The sequence below is a fragment of the Paenibacillus nanchangensis genome (assembly GCF_046543445.1).
GTDB classification, from domain to species: Bacteria; Bacillota; Bacilli; order Paenibacillales; family Paenibacillaceae; genus Paenibacillus_AQ; species Paenibacillus_AQ nanchangensis.
This window is the reverse complement of the sequence record NZ_JBHOFD010000050.1, coordinates 1-17,437: the sequence shown is the minus strand read 5'-3', so window position 1 is coordinate 17,437 and position 17,437 is coordinate 1. Positions and strand designations below refer to the sequence as shown.

Sequence of the window (17,437 nt, the reverse complement as noted above, 5' to 3'; positions counted from 1 at the left end):
GTTATTGATCGTTCATTTGCGGCTTGCAAGGCTATTCCGCTTTCTTTATTATAAGTGCCCGCATCCTGTTCCCAGTAGTCACAAACATCAAGGGTGGGGTATGACATTTATCATGGTTGGGGTGCAGGACGCGATTCAACCTATGCGGTCCCACTCCCCAGTTCATCGGGGGGACGGTAGCCGCCAAGCCCGCAGCTCCGCTAATCAGCTGCCACCAATAGGCACAGGGTGTCGGCAGGCATAGTGCGTCAACAGGCATAGAGTGTCAACAGGCATAGGATTCCAACAGGCATAGAGTGTCAACAGGAAAAGCTCCGCCGCTCCTGCGGCGAGTTTGGACTTCCGGCCGCTGTTGTTTTCGGATTTCCTGATTGGATAAATCATTTAGATGAAGCAATCCGAAAACAAAGGCGGACGCTTCCGCTCCTACAGTTCCAAACTGCCTCCGGATCGGCTCCGCCTCCTGTTTCCTGGCATGTTGTGCTCAGCTACCCTGCGCCTCCAGATCGGCTCCGCCTTCTGTCTCCTGACGTGCTGTGTTCAGCTACTCTGCGAAGCTAGGGCAGCAGCGCCTCACGATAGTTCGCCCTCGCTCCGCTCCTCATGTCCGCAAACTCCGCGCTCTCTGCTGCGGTGGTCGAATATATGCTTGTGCTCCGCACTCGCTTAACTCAACACCACTCTATCTTGTACACAGGGAAAGCCCGCCGCCGCCCACAGGTATTACGGCAGCAGGCATAGTGCGTCAACAGGCAGAGCTCCGCCGCTCCTGTTTCCTGGCATGTTGTGCTCAGCTACCCTGCGCCTCCAGATCGGCTCCGCCTTCTGTCTCCTGACGTGCTGTGTTCAGCTACTCTGCGCTTCCAGATCGGCTCCGCCTCCTGTCTCCTGACGTCTGTGTTCAGCTACTCTGCGAAGCTAGGGCAGCAGCGCCTCGCGATAGTTTGCCCTCGCTCCGCTCCTTATGTTCCCTAGCATAGCCCATAGCCCCGCTGTTCGCGGTGGATGAACACATCTGAGGCATTTCCCGTACCTTCGGCGGGGGTAGACGCCCGCTGCAGAAAAGGCCCAGCTCTAACGCACTATGGCGATAACAGGCTGAACCCCGTCAACATATACAGCATCGCATCGAGGCAAGGTTCCCCCCCCCTCCATCAACAGTCCCGAAGCGGCGGCACAAAAAAATCGGCACGCCCCTTAAGGGAATGCCGATTCAATCTCCTCATAGCGCAAGTCGCCCCGGGCGTTTACGTCGCCTGGCGCAGGTGCTCCTCCCGGAACTCTGAGGGGGTTTGGCCTGTAGCTTTTTTGAACACCTGGGTGAAATAACGGGGGTCCTGATAGCCGACCATAGGCGCGATTTGATACACCTTCACATTGCTGTTGCGCAAAATATATTTCGCTTTCTCCATTCTGCACTGGGTGACATATTCAAGAAACGTATAGCCGCTGATCTGCTTGAACAATGTGCAAAAATGGCTCACGCTCAGATCGGCCAGCTCCGCGGCTTCCTCGATGCCGAGATCCTTGTGGTAGTTATGTTCGATGTAGCGCTGCACCTTCTCCACGATGCTCCGCCCGTCCTCCCGTGCAAGCGTGCGGCCGGACGCATCCATCCACACGCGGACTTCGTGCCGGAAGGCCTCCAGCATTCCGCTGAGCGTGCCGACTTCGTGAAGACGGGCCAGCAGGCCGTCCAGACTCCACTCGTCTTGGGTTTTAAGCTGCTCGAACTGCCTGTGCAGCACGATGGCCAGCTCGGTCAGCAGCCGTTCCGCGCTTTCTTTTTCCAGGGCGCTGGATTCGATGTGAACAGCCAATTCGCTTAACAGGGAGTCGATGCGGTCCACATTTCTTGTGCGTACGCTTTCAAGCAGCGCGTCCTCAAGCGCCTTCGGATATTTAATTTCACCCGGACGGCTTGCCGGCTGCTCTTCCTCCAGGAATACGCCCGCTCCTCCTGTATAAAACTTGCGGTACAGCGCTTTGTCGGCCAGGGAATACACGGTGCTGAGCCGGTCGATCCCTTTGGTTACCCGGCTGATGCCGACAGAACAGGAGAGCTTCGCGTATTTCTGCAGCCGATAGACGATATCCTCCCCCAGCGTCTGTCTGCGCATCTCGGCGTTCGAAGGGAACAGCAGGATCCATTCGCCGCTTTGAAAAGGGAACACCGTCAGTGCTCCATTTTCCATCGACCACTCCTCCAAAATGTTCCGCACCGCAAACAGCCACAGCCGTTTTTCCGCCGCCGACCAGGAACCGCTGAGCGCCCGGTAATCGTCCAGCCGCACAACGGCCATAAAATACGGCTGCTCCAGCTCGCTGTGCTCCAGCCAGCGCAGCTGCTGCAGCGGCCTTGGATGGCCTTCGAGCACTTCCGCGAACATCCGCTCCCGTGCCAGCAGCGACAGCGCTTGCACGGAGTGCAGCAGCTGTTCATTTTCTTTTTGGCGGTCCAGCCGTTTACGTGCGCGCTTCAGCATGTCGGTCAGCTCGTCATGGTCGATCGGCTTCAGCAGATAATCAAACGCCCCCTGCCGCAGGGCTTCCCGCGCATATTCGAATTCCCCGTAACCGCTGATAAAAATAAACGCCAGCTTCGGGTTCGCCGCAAGCACCTCCTTCATCAGCGCGATACCGTCGATGACAGGCATCCGAATATCGCTGATGACGATGTGCGGTTCTTTTTCTTCGATCTCGCGCAGCGCCGCTTCGCCGTTACGCGCCTCGCCGACAATGTCCAGCTGGAGCTCCTCCCATGGGATGGCGGCTTTCAGGCTGCGCAATATAATCGGCTCGTCGTCGACAAGGATCACCCGGTACCGTTCTTCGTTTCCGTTCATCATCAGAACCTCCCGCTTTTATTGCGATCCGGAGCTGCCGGTCAGCTCCCAGTATTGTGTGGACGCAGCCTGGATCTGATCCAGCGCGTCGGCGGCGTCCAGCTCCGCATTCAGCACCCGGGATATCACATCCAGGAACGATTTTTTCACTTCAGGGGACAGCAGGTTGTCATAAGGGACAAAGCTTTCCCGGCCCTCCTCCATCATCCGCAGCACCTGGGCAAAAACCGGACCCGTCCGGGCCGGATCAAACGAAATCCGCATGGAGGGAATGCGCAGACCTTCGTAGACGATCCGTGTCTGCACCTCGGTTGTATACAGCGCCTGCAGCAGCTCCAAGGCAGCGGTTTTACGCGGACCGCTCAAACTGGACGACAAACCGACGCCAATCGTATAACCGCCTGCGATGGAGGTTTCATCTCCCGGATTCAGCACCGGAAACGGGATCACCCCGACCTGCCGTTCGAATTCGGAGGACTGGCTGCCGTCATGGAACAAATTGATGTCCCAGTTGCCGTTCAGGTACATGGCCGCACGGCCGCCCGTAAACTGGCGCACCGCACTTTCGGTGGACAGGTTGTTCGCATCCGGGCTGAACATGCCGGCTTCACTCCAGCCTGCAAGCTTGGCAAACGCCAGCCGGTACGCGGGGTCTGCAAACGACGCTCCCGGTTCCCCTTTAATCAGGGACTCGATCAGGTGCGGACCAGCGTAGCGGTCCATCAGATAATGCGCCATAATGGCCGCGGGCCAGCGGTCTTCGTTGCCCAGCGCCACCGGAATATACCCGCCGCTTTTCAGCTGGAGCATCGCCGTCTGCAGCTCCTCTACCGTTTCGGGCACCTTAATGCCCAGCTTGTTGAAGATTGCTTTGTTGAAATAAAGCGGCTCCGCATTGCCTTCAATCGGCAGTCCGTAAATCTGCCCGTTGAAAGTCCATAAATGCAAGTCTTTAAACTGCCCGGTCAGCCCGTTTGCTCCCGCAAACTCAGTCAAATCCATCAGCCGGTCCGAACGGACATACGGCTCGATTTCCGCTCCGCCAAACAGGACAAACAGGTCGGGCGGCGTTCCCGTCACCATTTCGCTTTTCAGCTTCCGCTCGCGGTGGATGGTCTGGTCTATCCCTTCGAAATTGACTTTGACATTCGGGTGAGTGTTTTGAAACTCGCGTACGACATCTTCAAAAATCGCCAGCATGGGCCGGTCATGCTCCTTCACCCAAAAGTGCCGGAAGGTCAGCGTAATTTTGTCCGGGACCTCCGGCTCCGCTGTCTCCCGGTCCAGCGCCGTGATGAACAACACCGCACCGGTCATCAAGACGGCATAAATTACGATCCATCCCCATCGCAGCAGCCATTTCATGGCCGTCCCCCCTTTGTTCGTTATGTGTGTTCACTGTCGCGTCCGATTTTGGGAACCCGGACCATGATGCTTGAGCCGTAACCCGGCGCGGAACACACCATGACGCCGTAAGGGGGGCCAAACCGCAGCACCAGCCGCTCGTGCACATTCATCAGGCCGACACCGCTGTCGCTGTATTTTTTGCGCGCTTCCGCTTCCCCGCTGCCGAGATTCCGGAGCGTCTCTTCGTCAAAGCCCGGTCCGTTATCTCGGATCAGGATGACGATATCTCCCCGCGATTCCATCGCCTCAATTTCAATTCTGCCGCATTCCTCCATCGGTTCGATGGCGTGATAGAGCGCATTTTCCACAATGGGCTGAACGATCAGCTTTTGGGTCTTAAAGGTCCGCAGCTCCTCCGGCACCCGGATCGAATACGTAAACTGGTCTTCAAACCGGAATTTCTGGATGTCCAGATAATGCCGGACATGATCCAGCTCCATATACAGCGGTATCAGCTCCTGATTGTGGCTGATGCTGATCCGCAGCAGCTTGCCGAGCGAAACGACCATCCGGCTGATGTCCTTGTTGCCGGCCAAAACGGCCATCGAGTTGATCGACTCGAGGGAATTGTAGATAAAATGCGGATTGATTTGCGCCATAAGCGCTTTCATCTCCGCTTCTTTTTTGCGCGCCTGCTCCGTCTGGACCTGGTTCAGCAGCTGCTGGATCTGATCGCTCATCCGGTTAAAGCCGTCAATCAGCGAATCGCTTTCGTCCCCTGCACGCACGCCGACGTGGATCGGCATAAACACGCCTTGCTTCACCCGCTTCATTCCGTTGACCGCACTGCTGATGCTCCGGACCAGCCGGCGGACAAAATACCGGTCGAACAAAAACGCGGACAGTAAGGAAACCATGCCAAGCACCAGAGCAACGTTGCGGATCGAGTCCGATTCGGCAGTGATCAGATTCATCGGCGTGATGGCAGCCAAATACCAGTCCGCATTATGCGACGGCAGGAACGTAATCAGCGAACGCTCTCCCTGATATTCGTCCACATAATAGTTCTGTCCGCCATCATAATCCGCCGCCAAAAAAGGGAAGTCAGCCCGCTCGCCGATCGACTGGCCCGATTTGTTGAAGACGACATTGCCGCGCCGGTTCACGAGCAAAATATCCCCTTTTTTTAGTGTAGCCGCCTCCCAGAATATTTGATCCAGCAGGTCAGGCTTCACGTAGACGACCAGATAACCGATGTCTTCCAGCGAATAATAGTCCTTAATGACTCTGGCCTGCACCAGGTAAGGCTGACTTTCATGCGCCGAACCGTTTTCGCCGGGGCCTGACCAGACCGGCCGTCCTTCCGCCGCCTGCATGGCTCCGAACCAGCTTTGAGCTTTCAGCTCCTCAAACGGCATCGATGCATTGGAATGGTAAACCAGCCGGTTTTTGCTGTAGAGGCTGAAGGCGGTGATCATCGGATGATTCATCACCTGACTGCCGATTTCCTGCTTCCGGTCGTAGCTCAAAGAGGCGCCTTCCCGCTTAAGGGACAGCTGCAGCGCCTCTTGGGTAATCGCCGTATTGGTGATCGCCGTAATTTCGTTCAGCGCGAACTTCAGTTTACGGTCCGTTTCGAGCAGGGAGATCCAGTAAAAGCTGCTGGATTTTTTCTCCATTGCACTGGAGAAATTCAAATAGGTTACCGTACCGAGGACGATAACCGGAATAAACACGAGAAGAATAATAGCGAACAAAATTTTACGGCGGAGCTTCATGCTTGCAGTCCCTTCCTTCCGCTGCTCTTTGTTCTCTACTATTCTCCATCGTTTCGGCGAATTCCTTGGCAGGCCTGCCGCCGGGTGTTAACTTTTTACCGTTAACTTTTAATTGCTCCCGAGGTCAGACCCGCAATGAACCAGCGGCTGAACAGCAGGAAGACGATCAGAAGCGGCAGCGTTGCGGTAAAGGTTGCCGACATGATCATGCCGTAGTCCAGGCCGTCGCGGGTGGTGAACAGCTGCTGCAGCGCGATTTGGATCGTATAGTTCTCCCGGTTCTTCAGCACGACAAGCGGCCAGAAAAAGTCGTTCCATACGGTCATAAAATTCAAAATACCAAGCGTAGCCATCGCGGGGGTAATAACCGGAATGGCGATATTCCAGAAGATGCGGAAATGGCCGCCGCCGTCGATCCGTCCGGCTTCAATCAGTTCGGTATGCACGGCGGTAGAGATATACTGCCGCATCCAAAAGATCCCGAACGCATTAACCATCGCGGGGACGATCAGCGCTTTATACGTATCGATCCAGTGCAGCTTCGCCATGATGACATAAGTCGGCAGTACGCCTAGCTGCTGCGGCACAAACAGCGTACCGATAACGAAATAAAACAGCAGATTTTTGAGCGGAAACTCGTATTTAGCGAATGCATAACCGGCCAATGTACAGAAAAACACGACCGACACCGTGACCATGGATGATACAAACAAGGAGTTACCTAGGGCCCGGAAAAAGTCGGACTTTTCCAGCACCCTGCTGAAGTTATCGAAAAACTGGTCGCCCAGCGTCAGCAGCGGCGGCACATGGAAGACCGCGCCCCGGTCGTTGGTCGCCACGACAAACATCCAATAAAACGGGAATACCGACACGAGCGCCCCGAGACCAAGCAGTACGTAAAATAATATTTTTCCAACCAGTCCCAAATCGTCCGGCTTGCGGTTTTTGGCGCGGAGCTTCGACTTGGGTGCGGATAGGGTACTCACGCTTTTTTCCCTCCCTCGCTTCCGCCCATGCGGTTAGAGACCAGCATCTGCAGAACGGAAAATACAATGGTAATCAGGAACAGCAGCACCGCCGTTGCGGCCGCCGTGCCGAAAAAGCTGTTGCGGAACGCTTCGCTGTACAGGTAGGTTACCATCGTTACGCCTTCCTGACGGGTCGAACCCGTGCCGGATTGGCCAAGGAACACATACGGCTCGGTAAAGAGCTGAAGTGCGCCGATGGTCGAAATCAGCGTAACAAAAACGATAAACGGACGAAGCAGCGGCAGCGTAATGAACCGGAACTGCTGGGAGCGGCTTGCGCCGTCAATGCGCGCGGCTTCATACAGGTCCATCGGAATGCTCTGGAGACCCGACAGGAAAATAATTGCGTTATAACCGGTCCAGCGCCACATGACCATCGTGGAAATGGCGATTTTGACGCCCCACCAGCCGGAATTGAACGCCATGCTGTCGAGCCCAAGCCCGTTCAGGGCCCAGTTAATCATGCCGTTGTTGCCGAACAGGGTACTGAACACCAGTGTGACAGCAACAATTGAGGTGATATTCGGCATGAAATACAAAATGCGGAAGGCTTTTTTGAAGCGGGTCATGCCGGAATGCAGCAGCACCGCCAGAAGCAGCGCCAGCAGAATTTGCGGCACGGTGCCCATCAATCCCATGATGATTGTATTGGAGAAAGAGATCCAGAAGGTTGGATCGCTGGTCACCAGTTCGTAATTTTTCAGGCCGACGTATTTCATCGGACCAAGCGCGTCCCATTTGAAAAAGGACAGGTAAATCGTAAAAAAGATCGGATACAACCCGAAGATTGAAAACAGGATGAAAAACGGCGAGATAAACGTGTACGCCGTAATCCGGCTGCGTCTTTCTTCGGTTAAAAATCGGCGTTTCTTGGGAACGCCGGGACTCATCGTTATCGGCTGAGTCATGTCACACCTCCTGGTGAAGATACATCAAACCGGAGGACTCCCGAAGGAGTCCCCGGTATTTGGATGGCTTGAGACCGACTCTAGCTCCGTTCGGCCAGCGTTTTCGCCTGCTTCACGGCTTCATCCCACTCTGCTTTCGGATCTGCTTTTTTCTCAAGGATGTTGCGCAGCGCGTTTTTGAAGAACGTGTCCGTCTGGTCGTGCAGCGGGCCGTAGTATACCGGTTTAACGCGGTTAGCCGCTTTGCCGTATTCCTGCGCCGTTTTTTGGCCGCTGAAGAATTCGTCCGTGAAGTCTTTGAACGCCGGATCCTCATAGGTGGCCGGGATCGAAGGCATCAGGCCAACCGATTTGAAGGAACCGATCTGGTGCTCTTTGTTAAGCGCCCAGGTAATGAAATCATACGCTTCTTTCGGATGTTTGCCTTCTTTCGGCAGCGTCAGGAACGAACCGCCCCAGTTGCCCGCACCTTCCGGAAGCTGGGTAATCGCCCATTTGCCGGAGGAATCGGGAGCGTTGCTCTTGATATTGCCCGCCATCCAGGCCGGCCCGAGGACTACGCCGAAGCCGCCTTCCGTCATGCCTTGGCCCCATTCGGGCGACCAGAGCGTAACATTGCTGATCCAGCCTTCCTGGATGCCTTTTACGGTAAAGTCATACGCTTTTTTGATCTGCGGGTTGGTGTCTCCGATGAAGGAGCCATCTTCTTTATTGAAGTAAATTTGTCCGTCCGACTGGTCGCGCAGAGCGTTGAACAACAGATCGGTGACGTCCGCAAACGGTTTACCGGTTTTCTCTTTGAACTGTTTTGCTACAGCCGCGAATTTGTCCCAAGTATCGATCGCTTTGCCAAAGCCTTCCGGATCGGTCGGCAGTCCTGCCTTCTCAGCTAAGTCTGTCCGGTAGTAGACAACCGTCGGGCCGATATCCGTCGGAATTCCGATTTGGAACTTGCCGTCGACCGAAGAGGCCTGCTGCCATTTCCAATCCAGATATTCGCCTTTTATGTCGCCGGCGCCGTAATCGTTCAGGTTGTGGAATTTATCCTGGGCGTTAATGAAACGCTCCATGAAGCCGATCTCCAGCTGGAAAATATCCGGTGCGCCCGAGCCTGCCGACAGCGCGGTGGTCAGGTTGTTGTGATGGGCCGTCTGGTCGCCCGTATTCTGGAATTTAAAAGTGATGTTCGGATGTTCTTTGGTGTACTCCTTAGCCAGATCTTCATAGTCGACGATGCCAAGCGTCCAGACGGACAACTCGATTTTTTCGTCCGAGACGGCTTTGTCTCCGCCTCCGGCATTTTTGCTGCCTGCGTCCCCTCCGGACGAAGCGTTGGAAGCCGCAGGTTCGTTACCGCCAGCCGCTTTCCCGTTTCCGCCGTTATTGCCGCCTCCGCAGCCTGCCAGCAGACCGAGCATCATGACGGCCGTGAGCAGCATTGTGCCCCATTTGCGTGTACGCATTCTCTGTACCCCTCTCAGTGATTTCGCTTACAGGACTAAGTGTACAGGAGGCGCTTTGCTTTTTTGAGGAGACAAATTTCCGATTTATGGTGGAAATCCTTCTGATTTATATCTGTTACAGGTCCCTGGTTCCGTAAAAAAACACACCCTCATGAACCCATTGAAATAACTAACCGTTTTTTCAATCTGGATTCGAAGGTGTGTCGATAGTTCTATCTGAAGGTGTGTCAATCCGGACCAGGGGACTTTACTTTTTTTACTTTTCACTATCTGCATGATTGATGAATAATTTGGAGTATGGTAGTCTAAACATAGAGTAGGAGCCGTGCTGGATACACGGCTCCCGTTGTACAACCCGCTATAAGAGCGGTTGGCTTTTAGGTTGGGCCTAGAAATAGACCGTTTCCCTAGCGAGGGCGGTCTATTTCTTTTTGTTTTGGTTCAGAGCCACGACAAGAGCCACAATCAACGTCAGCAGCGCAATTAACAGCGCGCCAAAGCTAATCATGAGTGTCAAAGCATCCTTTACCTCCACAGGCATCACCTCCCTTACGGGAGATTAGCCGACCGCCCTTATGCCGTTGTACTGGATAATTATAACAGACCATGCCTATATAAGGCAGAATCTTTTTTCGGCAGCAGAGTAGGCACCCATGCAGGTGCTTGCACCCATGCAGGTGCTTGCACCCATGCAGGTGCTTAATGGCTCACTCTATGTTTAGATAATATTTAGGAGGGTGAATGCAATCCAATGAAGGATCAGTCCCTGGAGAAAAAAAACGGCGAACTTGTTAGAAAGCAGGTGGCCGAACGCCTGCGCTCCTATGGTTTCGCCAAAACCAAGCCAGCCTTTTATACCCGGTTGTGCGAGGACCGGATCGAGTTCATCCATCTGCATAAGTTCCGAACCGGCCCTTCCTTCAGAGTTCACACCGGCATCCGGTTTCTAATCGATGATATGGACGTTGTTGCATTAAATGGCATCCAAGCCAGCGGTTTTAAAAACGAATATCCTGTCCATTATCATTTTTCCTACCACAAAGACGAGGACACCGTGCTCCGATGCGCCGAACAGATTGTGCTGTTTATTGAGAACGAGGCGCTCCCTTGGTTTACGCTTTGGCATGTAGAATCCAACCTTACTGCCCGGCACGACAGCCCGTTACGGTCTGAACTGGCTCCGCGTTACAGCAAGTTCAAAAGTGGAATTTATGAGGAAAAAGTTGTTCTTAAAAGCAAAACCTTGCTGGGTATTAAGCCATAGGTGTTCCCAAAAAACTCACAACAGCAGCAGCCCAGCCGCCACACCGGCCGCCGCGAACACCACGCCGTAACCAAAATTCCACCATGTGATCCGGTACGGATTCAGCTGCAGCAGACCGCTCAGCAGCGCCACCGTCGTGTTAAAGGTACCCATTGATGAGGAGGCCAGACTGGTAACAATCATCACAACGGCCACACTAACGGGCGGCAGATCGGACAACACCGGCTGCAAAATCACTCCAAACAGTCCCATGATAACAAGCGGATGCACACCGGCTACCGGCAGCAGCAGACCGGCTGCGGCCATAATCACATACAGCAGCAGCGGCTGCCCGGCAAGGGCGGACACCGGACCGGCCAGAAGTTCGGGAATTGGCGTATCTTTCACCGCTCCGTTAAACAGTCCGAAGGACATAAACAGGACAAGCAGATTAGGCAGGCCGGCTATATCCCTCGGCCACTGGGCCCGCGCGGCCAACAGGAACCGCCGTAGCCTCCCCCGTACAGCGGCCCATGCGCAGGCAAACGGGACCATCACAAAGGTTAGTGCCTCAAAAAAAGATACGCCCAGCAGCAGCTGGCAACCGGAGGCAGCCAAAATCAGCAGAGCTAAGCCGGCAAACAATCCGGCGAAGGACCTGCCGGATACCTGGCCTGCCGCAGTCTCTTCATGAACGCCGACAAACGCGACCCCACGGAAGCGCAGCCTGCCTGTCATGGCGGTGAACAGCAGCAATAGGGCCGATACCAGCAGCACAAAAGGCAGGAGGGACAGATAGGAAGCGCCCGTGATGACCGCCGCCATCGCCACCAGCGGTTCGACGGGGCTCCATACGGCAACCGTACCGTATCCCCGCAGAATCGTCATCGCCATAAACCGGCTGCGCACCTCCGGCGGCTGTCCTTTCAGCTGTTTATCCAGTACGCTGTGCGCCAGCGGCACCGCGGCCAAAAACAGAAACAGACTCATAATATAGCTGACAACCGTTGACCGCACAAACAAAAGTCCAAGGTTGTCCGACCGGCCGCTCAACCAGCGGCTCAAATTGCGCGCATATCCTCCCACCCGGATCGTCCGGTTAATGGACGGCAGCACAAACAGCAGCGCAAACAACACTCCATTTGAAGTCATTGCCGTAAGAAAATCGGTTACGCCTGCTCCGCTCCATAATATACAAACTGTGCCCGCGGCAAAAAAGGCAAGACTGATCACACGGAACATTAGCCTTGCCCCAGGCAGCGACACAGCCAGCGCTAGCAGGCAAAGCGCGCCTTCCGCGAGCCGTACGATTTCCGAACCGGTCAGCGACTCTACAATGTACATCCCAAACAGCGCCGTGTATATCCACGCCCACGACGCTTCTAACGTTTTTCTCATCCAATATACTCCCGTCCTTGTGATGTCCCCAGACAGGCTTTTCCGGCAAATCAATTGTCCAGCCGGAAAAATCTGCTGTTATATAAACTGAATTTATGTCGGACAGGAGAAGCGGAGCTGTCATTCAATCGTCCAGTCTATCAGCGGAATCTCCGCGCGCTCATGCAGTTTATTGACCAGCATAACAAATACAGCATCCGGTGTCACTTGTGTTTCATGCCAATGGCAACCGCCTTTGCAAACCGGCCCGCGTCCGGTATACTGGGGAGCGTCCACTGATTTTATGGCAAAGGAGTCCAGGTATGCCCATTAATCGCCCATTATTCACCGACGCCGACTTTCAGGAAGCGCTGGAGCGCGGTTATCCGGTCCGCGTCTTCGAGGATGATCATCTCGTCAACTCCGGCGCCTCGGTCATCCGGTTTACAGACACCGATGTTGTCCTGCAGTCCGGGGTAAGCGAGCTGACGTATTATTCCCGTACCTCCTGCCAGTTTTTTGAGGTGCGCCCTTAACTTTAAGGCGCCGTCATCATGAAAAAGTACCCGGCTTAGGGTCTGCTGCTCCACGCGGAGAGTCAGGCCGAAGGGCGGGTACTTTTTAATGTTGCTTATGTAGCATTGGTTTGTTCAAACCTGCCGGCGGCACGCTTATTTCTTATAGCCGGAATGCGCGCCCATTTTTTCGTTCAAAATGTCCTGAAAGCTCTGCGTTTTTTCTGCGCCGCTATCTCTCTTGGGATCAACGACAGGCTGCGGTCTAAAGTACTGATGATTGAAAGCCATAATATTATGTACGCTCAAGTTCACGATACTCCAGCTCCTTTCGTAAATGTTCCAAAGATATTTCGCATTTGCATTCACACATGCGCAAGTTATTGTTCTATTACCCCATGATTTCCAGGGTTAAACAGGTATTTCGAAATTTTTTTAAGGTTTTGGCAAATTTTTTTTCGCAAACAGTGCGGCCTTATTTTCCTGCACACACTTCATACAAAGAAAAAACCGCCGGGCCGCGATATACGCGCAGCCCGGCGGTTTGCCTCAGGAAGATAAAAAAACGGGTTATGGCTGAAGCGTCAGCTCGTACGCCGCCGCATTCCACACCGCTCGAAGACCAAGCGCCTTAGCCAAAGAACCTCCAGGCACAAGCAGCTTGTCACTGATCTGCACGGGTGCGCCGTCCATCAAAATAACCTTTCCGTCATCTCGCAGGATTCCTTGACCGCCGATAATATACTTTTTACCGTGACCGGTAAGCTCGGTCTTCCCGTAATTCCATTTAACCGTGTAGCCGAGCGCCTCGGCAGCCGAACGAAGCGGCAAATACACTCTTCCGCCGTTGTACATCGCCGGCTGCTCCATCAGCACGGGTTGGCCGTTAACCTTCAAACCGACGGGCTTTAGCAGCGGCTCTGGCACTGCCGAAGAACGGTTTATATTTCCCGTACCCAATTGGCCAAAGATATTGGTTCCCCATGCCATAGCTGTACCGTCCTTCAGCACCGCGTAGTTGCTGTTCTCTCCCTCGGCAAAAGAAACCGGGAACTCTACTCCCTTGATCCTAACCGGAGTGGTCAATTCAAGCTTATCACCCAAATACCGGTTTTTTATGATCCGGACGCTGCCGTCTTTCCCGATAGCGGTCAAACCGTCAAATTTCAGTGTAAGACGATCGATGCCGGGCACTGCGGTGAATTTTTGCAGCGAGCGCAGTTCCGTACCGTCATCCCAGAACCAGTATTCTCCTTTCGTGTTTTTCACCAGGTTAATTCCGTTTCCGGTTTCCGCCGACATGATCGACGACAGGCGGCTCATCGGCTTCATGACAATCGGTTTTGTGCCCGTCCAATCGCCCACCGAAGCCCAGACGGTTCCTTTGTTCGTCACCGCGATTACACTTTCGACCCCTACGGATACAGAGGTAACGTCAGTTAATCCATCTACGCGGGCCGGCTGCCGGGAATACAAGGAACCTGCATCACCTGCCAAGCCGGTGCTCCATAACCACAATGTCCCATCCTTACGTAAGGCGGCATGGACCATCGTGCCGGTCATGATGCGCGACACGCCGTCAATTCCAGTTTGTTTTGTGATTACCGGAAGCCGGGGGGTCTTGCCGTTTGCTGTTTTGCCGTCAGTTGTTTTGCCATCAGTTGTTTTTCCGTCAGCTGTTTTTTCGTCAGTTGTTTTGCCGTCTGCCGTCTTATCCTCCTGCGCCGCTTCCAGCCGGTACACCGTGCCGTCCTTTCCAAGCGCCAGTCCGGACGTAATGTCGGCGATGTTCTTCAGTTCCGGAAGCGTTGTCGGTTTGGCGCTGTCCGGCCCCCCCCAAGCCATCACGCTGCCATCTTTCAAAAGCGCAAAATAGAAGCCGCTGCTGCCGATGGCGAGCTTCTGCACACCGGCCAGCCCGGGAATCTGATGCGGCGCATTGGTCCAGCCGTAGGCTCCCGATTGGCCGCTTCCGAACTGGCCCGCTATGTTGCTCCCCCATACCCATACGGAACCGTCTTTGCCGACAGCAAAGGAGCTGCCGCCCCAAAATCCGCTGGCCGCGTAGATTTCCCGGATTCCGTCCAGTTTACGCGCGCCCGCTTCCGCGGCCTCCGTTTTTCCTCCAATCGGGCACACCGCAAGAATCACGGCTATAATCAGTGCGGCGTACCGCTGGCCCTGCCGAATTGGTTTATACATAGCTTATCCCCTTTCCTATCCCTTTTTTGTCTTCTTGTTAGACGCATTTCCCTGCCAAAAGGTTGTGGAACAATATGGTATAATAAACCTGTTTTCTAAGTGGATGAAACGATTGCGGAGGGATTGGAATGGGAAAGTTTATTGGGTTTGTGCTGCTGTGGCAGCTGGTCGGCAACCCGCTGGCCGCGATTGTCATTTTATTTGTGATCCTGTATATTTTGGACCGGCGGTTTGTTGGTCTGTTTCCCAGTGTGACCCAGCCTTTCCGCAGGCTGCGGCGCATTTCCAGGCTGCGTACAGACATTTCGCTGAACCCAAACGATATTTCGGCTAAGTTCGAACTGGCCAGACTGCTGGCAGAACGCAAGCGCTACGCGGAGGCTAAGGATCTGCTGACAGACATCGGCAGCCGCTACGAACAATCCGCTGAATACTGGGTAACGCTTGGGGAATGCTGCCTGAAGCTGGGACAACTCCAGGAGGGCGAAGGCCATATGCGCACCGGACTTACGCTAAATAACCGGGTGCTGTACGGAAGCCCCTACCTTCGTTTGGCGGAGGCTTACCGCAAAGCGGACAGCGCCAAGGCGCTGGATTATATCGGCAAATTCCAGGACATCCAGTCTTCCTCCAGCGAATCTTATTACCGTCTCGGCTCCATTTACCGGCTGCTGAACCGGCGCGAAGAAGCCAAGCGCGCATTCGGCGAATCGCTGGCCGTTTACAAATCGCTCCCCAAATATTTAAAACGCAAAGAGCGGAAATGGGCCGTACGCAGTTTTTTTGCCCGTTTTCGCTAAAGCATACAAATATTATGAAAAAAATAAACACAAAAATCCTGTCAGCACTAGCTGACAGGACTTATCAGTTCTTTTTGAACCCTTCAGAAGTGACTCCGAACTGTGTAATTGGGGGTATATAAGTTGGCAACGATTGTTGTATCCCATTTTCCAAGGTATTAATCTGCGTTTTTGAAGGCACTAATATCTTCAATTATAGAACTAATCAACGTTAGTTCAATGTTCTTGATCTTCATAATGTTTTCAATAATAACATCGTAATTTTTATAGATCCCTTTTTCCTCTATAAAGAGGTTACAGTAAAGAACTAAATTTCTAAGTTTCAAAGCCTCATTGATCAACAAGTCCACTTCTTTTTTTATCAAAGGGCTGGTAGTAAAGGTGCTTGTGGCCAATGATAATAACCTTTTATGTTCAAACAACAAATGGAATGGATGGATGGCAAATGGCTGTCCCACCATAGTATTCTTCTGTTTTTCTAGCATTTCCGCCATGATATCATAAATCTCCAACCCAAGATATCTATTATCTTTTCTTAGGATAGTTCGAACGCTGTTATTCACCCCAATATATTCTTTAAGGACATCTAAAAAATCTGCTTGGGAAAAGTTCAGTACTGTTTCATAGTAAAATTCGTTTGGTTCTAAATACTGGTTCGTTTTCTCAATTGCCCATATTCCATTTAAATAATCTGTGGACCACTCATCCCGAAACTCCGAATCCTCTTTGAGTGTTATTTCATCAAATGAAACCCATTTTTCCCCATAGATGCCCTTCCAAAAATCATGACATAAAAATTCTTTCTTGGACAAGTCAAAACCCGAGATAAAAACTTCATGTGACCCTCCATCAGGAAGTTCTCTAATAAAATAGATATAATTTTCATTTTTAATTAAATCCACTAAAAAATCATGAAAGTGCCACTTACCTAAAATCATATCTTTTTTATAAACTCTAGAAATCAACATGGGACATGTCGATAATTTAAATTTATGCCATGGATAGTATTGGGAACAAAGGTCTAATCCATATCCCCCTTTTTCATCATGATGTAGAATAACTAATAAGTAATTGTGAAAAATCCAACTGAGAGACCGCTTATTTATATCGAGTATTGAAAACAAATTTGCATGATGCGGGTAAGTCGTAATTAAGGGCTCATATATTTCTAGTGTTTTTTTATCCATTACTGATGCTCCTTTATCATACACCTTAGGATTTTGCTTCGGAAATACCTAAGAAATTCACTTCTAGACGCGTGAAAGATAACGCCTTCATAGTTTTAGCTTGTCTGTCCCCCCATTCCCTTCTTCAACTCCATTATTAATTCGTTAGTTGCCCTAACTTCCTGCTCTCTAATCTCATCTAGTTGGTATACCATTTTTTCTATGAGTTTCGCGTCATTTGTGAACATGTATTTTAATGACATGTTTCTAATATACTCAAGTTCTTTTGCAAGTCTGCTAAAATGATTTAATAGGTTTGAGTCGTTAAGGAAGCCATGCGACAAGCAAAATTCAAGCCTTTTGACCATAATATTCTTATGATCGTACAAAACCTGCAACGCTCGTATATCGAAGTGCTCTCTAGTTCCATTAATTAAATCCGTCAACATGATTATAATGGCGTTATACACATTAATTCCGTAATATGCCTTTCTCCTTTTATTTTCTGAAGAAAACATAGCGTACATTGAAAAATTATTATGAAAATCTTCCCCTGCTAAATAACACTCTAAAGATCTGGTTACTAATTCTACATTAAATTCATGAACAATTTCGTGATTAAATGTACATAGATGAATAGGGATATCCTGGTTGTTAACTGCAGAATTATATGCGTCTAGAATGTCGGAATAGGTATTTGTAGAAAACTGATATTTGCTATTTTTGAAAAAAGCAGCGGTTTGAAATATTTCTTGCTCATTATC

At 52.1% G+C, this 17,437-nt stretch carries 14 protein-coding genes; 3 read left to right on the top strand and 11 right to left on the bottom strand.

Going from position 1 to position 17,437, the window contains the following annotated elements; translation table 11 throughout:
- Positions 1 to 1,247: 1,247 nt before the first annotated feature.
- The 7 genes from ACE6ED_RS27105 to ACE6ED_RS27075 all read right to left on the bottom strand — a co-directional run bounded on the left by ACE6ED_RS27105 (position 1,248) and on the right by ACE6ED_RS27075 (position 9,905).
- Complete coding sequence (locus ACE6ED_RS27105; RefSeq protein WP_410830572.1) at positions 1,248 to 2,849, bottom strand: response regulator; 1,602 nt, start codon at positions 2,847 to 2,849, stop codon at positions 1,248 to 1,250.
- Positions 2,850 to 2,864: 15 nt separating this feature from the next.
- Positions 2,865 to 4,211, bottom strand: a complete 1,347-nt coding sequence (locus ACE6ED_RS27100) for an ABC transporter substrate-binding protein (protein WP_410830571.1) — start codon at positions 4,209 to 4,211, stop codon at positions 2,865 to 2,867.
- 20 nt (positions 4,212 to 4,231) lie between these two features.
- Positions 4,232 to 5,971: a sensor histidine kinase gene (locus ACE6ED_RS27095; protein WP_410830570.1), complete on the bottom strand. Its 1,740-nt coding sequence runs from the start codon at positions 5,969 to 5,971 to the stop codon at positions 4,232 to 4,234.
- A 101-nt stretch (positions 5,972 to 6,072) separates the two neighbouring features.
- The gene (locus ACE6ED_RS27090; protein ID WP_410830569.1) at positions 6,073 to 6,957 is read right to left on the bottom strand and encodes a carbohydrate ABC transporter permease; all 885 of its coding nucleotides are present in this window, start codon (positions 6,955 to 6,957) and stop codon (positions 6,073 to 6,075) included.
- Positions 6,954 to 7,907 (bottom strand): carbohydrate ABC transporter permease, encoded by a 954-nt coding sequence (locus ACE6ED_RS27085; RefSeq protein ID WP_410830568.1) that lies wholly within the window; start codon positions 7,905 to 7,907, stop codon positions 6,954 to 6,956. Before ACE6ED_RS27085 ends, ACE6ED_RS27090 begins: the two co-directional genes overlap by 4 nt.
- 80 nt (positions 7,908 to 7,987) lie before the next feature.
- Positions 7,988 to 9,370: an ABC transporter substrate-binding protein gene (locus ACE6ED_RS27080; protein WP_410830567.1), complete on the bottom strand. Its 1,383-nt coding sequence runs from the start codon at positions 9,368 to 9,370 to the stop codon at positions 7,988 to 7,990.
- Between the two features lie 421 nt (positions 9,371 to 9,791).
- Positions 9,792 to 9,905, bottom strand: coding sequence for a putative holin-like toxin (locus ACE6ED_RS27075; protein ID WP_410830566.1), 114 nt, complete (start codon positions 9,903 to 9,905; stop codon positions 9,792 to 9,794).
- 216 nt (positions 9,906 to 10,121) lie between these two features.
- Between ACE6ED_RS27075 and ACE6ED_RS27070 the strand changes: the two genes are divergently transcribed.
- Complete coding sequence (locus tag ACE6ED_RS27070) at positions 10,122 to 10,634, top strand: hypothetical protein (protein ID WP_410830565.1); 513 nt, start codon at positions 10,122 to 10,124, stop codon at positions 10,632 to 10,634.
- A 15-nt stretch (positions 10,635 to 10,649) separates the two neighbouring features.
- Here ACE6ED_RS27070 and ACE6ED_RS27065 read toward each other — a convergent pair whose 3' ends face one another.
- Positions 10,650 to 12,011, bottom strand: a complete 1,362-nt coding sequence (locus tag ACE6ED_RS27065; RefSeq protein WP_410830564.1) for a hypothetical protein — start codon at positions 12,009 to 12,011, stop codon at positions 10,650 to 10,652.
- Between the two features lie 302 nt (positions 12,012 to 12,313).
- Here ACE6ED_RS27065 and ACE6ED_RS27060 point away from each other — a divergent pair, with 302 nt between their 5' ends.
- Positions 12,314 to 12,526: a hypothetical protein gene (locus tag ACE6ED_RS27060; RefSeq protein ID WP_410830563.1), complete on the top strand. Its 213-nt coding sequence runs from the start codon at positions 12,314 to 12,316 to the stop codon at positions 12,524 to 12,526.
- Positions 12,527 to 13,075: 549 nt separating this feature from the next.
- Here ACE6ED_RS27060 and ACE6ED_RS27055 read toward each other — a convergent pair.
- Positions 13,076 to 14,707 (bottom strand): stalk domain-containing protein, encoded by a 1,632-nt coding sequence (locus tag ACE6ED_RS27055; RefSeq protein WP_410830562.1) that lies wholly within the window; start codon positions 14,705 to 14,707, stop codon positions 13,076 to 13,078.
- Positions 14,708 to 14,835: 128 nt separating this feature from the next.
- Between ACE6ED_RS27055 and ACE6ED_RS27050 the strand changes: the two genes are divergently transcribed.
- The gene (locus tag ACE6ED_RS27050) at positions 14,836 to 15,507 is read left to right on the top strand and encodes a tetratricopeptide repeat protein (protein ID WP_410830561.1); all 672 of its coding nucleotides are present in this window, start codon (positions 14,836 to 14,838) and stop codon (positions 15,505 to 15,507) included.
- Between the two features lie 158 nt (positions 15,508 to 15,665).
- On the opposite strand, the gene ACE6ED_RS27045 is transcribed toward ACE6ED_RS27050, so the two are convergent.
- Positions 15,666 to 16,694 carry a hypothetical protein gene (locus ACE6ED_RS27045; protein ID WP_410830560.1) on the bottom strand — a complete coding sequence of 343 codons (1,029 nt, stop codon included), beginning with the start codon at positions 16,692 to 16,694 and terminating at the stop codon, positions 15,666 to 15,668.
- Positions 16,695 to 16,789: 95 nt separating this feature from the next.
- Positions 16,790 to 17,437, bottom strand: a 648-nt coding sequence (locus ACE6ED_RS27040; RefSeq protein WP_410830559.1) for a hypothetical protein, incomplete at its 5' end; no start/stop codon positions are given.

Coding starts and splice junctions, on each gene's coding strand:
- ACE6ED_RS27100 (WP_410830571.1), bottom strand. CDS start 4,211: ATGAAATGGCTGCTGCGATGGGGATGGATCGTAATTTATGCCGTCTTG.
- ACE6ED_RS27050 (WP_410830561.1), top strand. CDS start 14,836: ATGGGAAAGTTTATTGGGTTTGTGCTGCTGTGGCAGCTGGTCGGCAAC.
- ACE6ED_RS27095 (WP_410830570.1), bottom strand. CDS start 5,971: ATGAAGCTCCGCCGTAAAATTTTGTTCGCTATTATTCTTCTCGTGTTT.
- ACE6ED_RS27105 (WP_410830572.1), bottom strand. CDS start 2,849: ATGATGAACGGAAACGAAGAACGGTACCGGGTGATCCTTGTCGACGAC.
- ACE6ED_RS27065 (WP_410830564.1), bottom strand. CDS start 12,011: ATGAGAAAAACGTTAGAAGCGTCGTGGGCGTGGATATACACGGCGCTG.
- ACE6ED_RS27085 (WP_410830568.1), bottom strand. CDS start 7,907: ATGACTCAGCCGATAACGATGAGTCCCGGCGTTCCCAAGAAACGCCGA.
- ACE6ED_RS27070 (WP_410830565.1), top strand. CDS start 10,122: ATGAAGGATCAGTCCCTGGAGAAAAAAAACGGCGAACTTGTTAGAAAG.
- ACE6ED_RS27060 (WP_410830563.1), top strand. CDS start 12,314: ATGCCCATTAATCGCCCATTATTCACCGACGCCGACTTTCAGGAAGCG.
- ACE6ED_RS27045 (WP_410830560.1), bottom strand. CDS start 16,694: ATGGATAAAAAAACACTAGAAATATATGAGCCCTTAATTACGACTTAC.
- ACE6ED_RS27055 (WP_410830562.1), bottom strand. CDS start 14,707: ATGTATAAACCAATTCGGCAGGGCCAGCGGTACGCCGCACTGATTATA.
- ACE6ED_RS27080 (WP_410830567.1), bottom strand. CDS start 9,370: ATGCGTACACGCAAATGGGGCACAATGCTGCTCACGGCCGTCATGATG.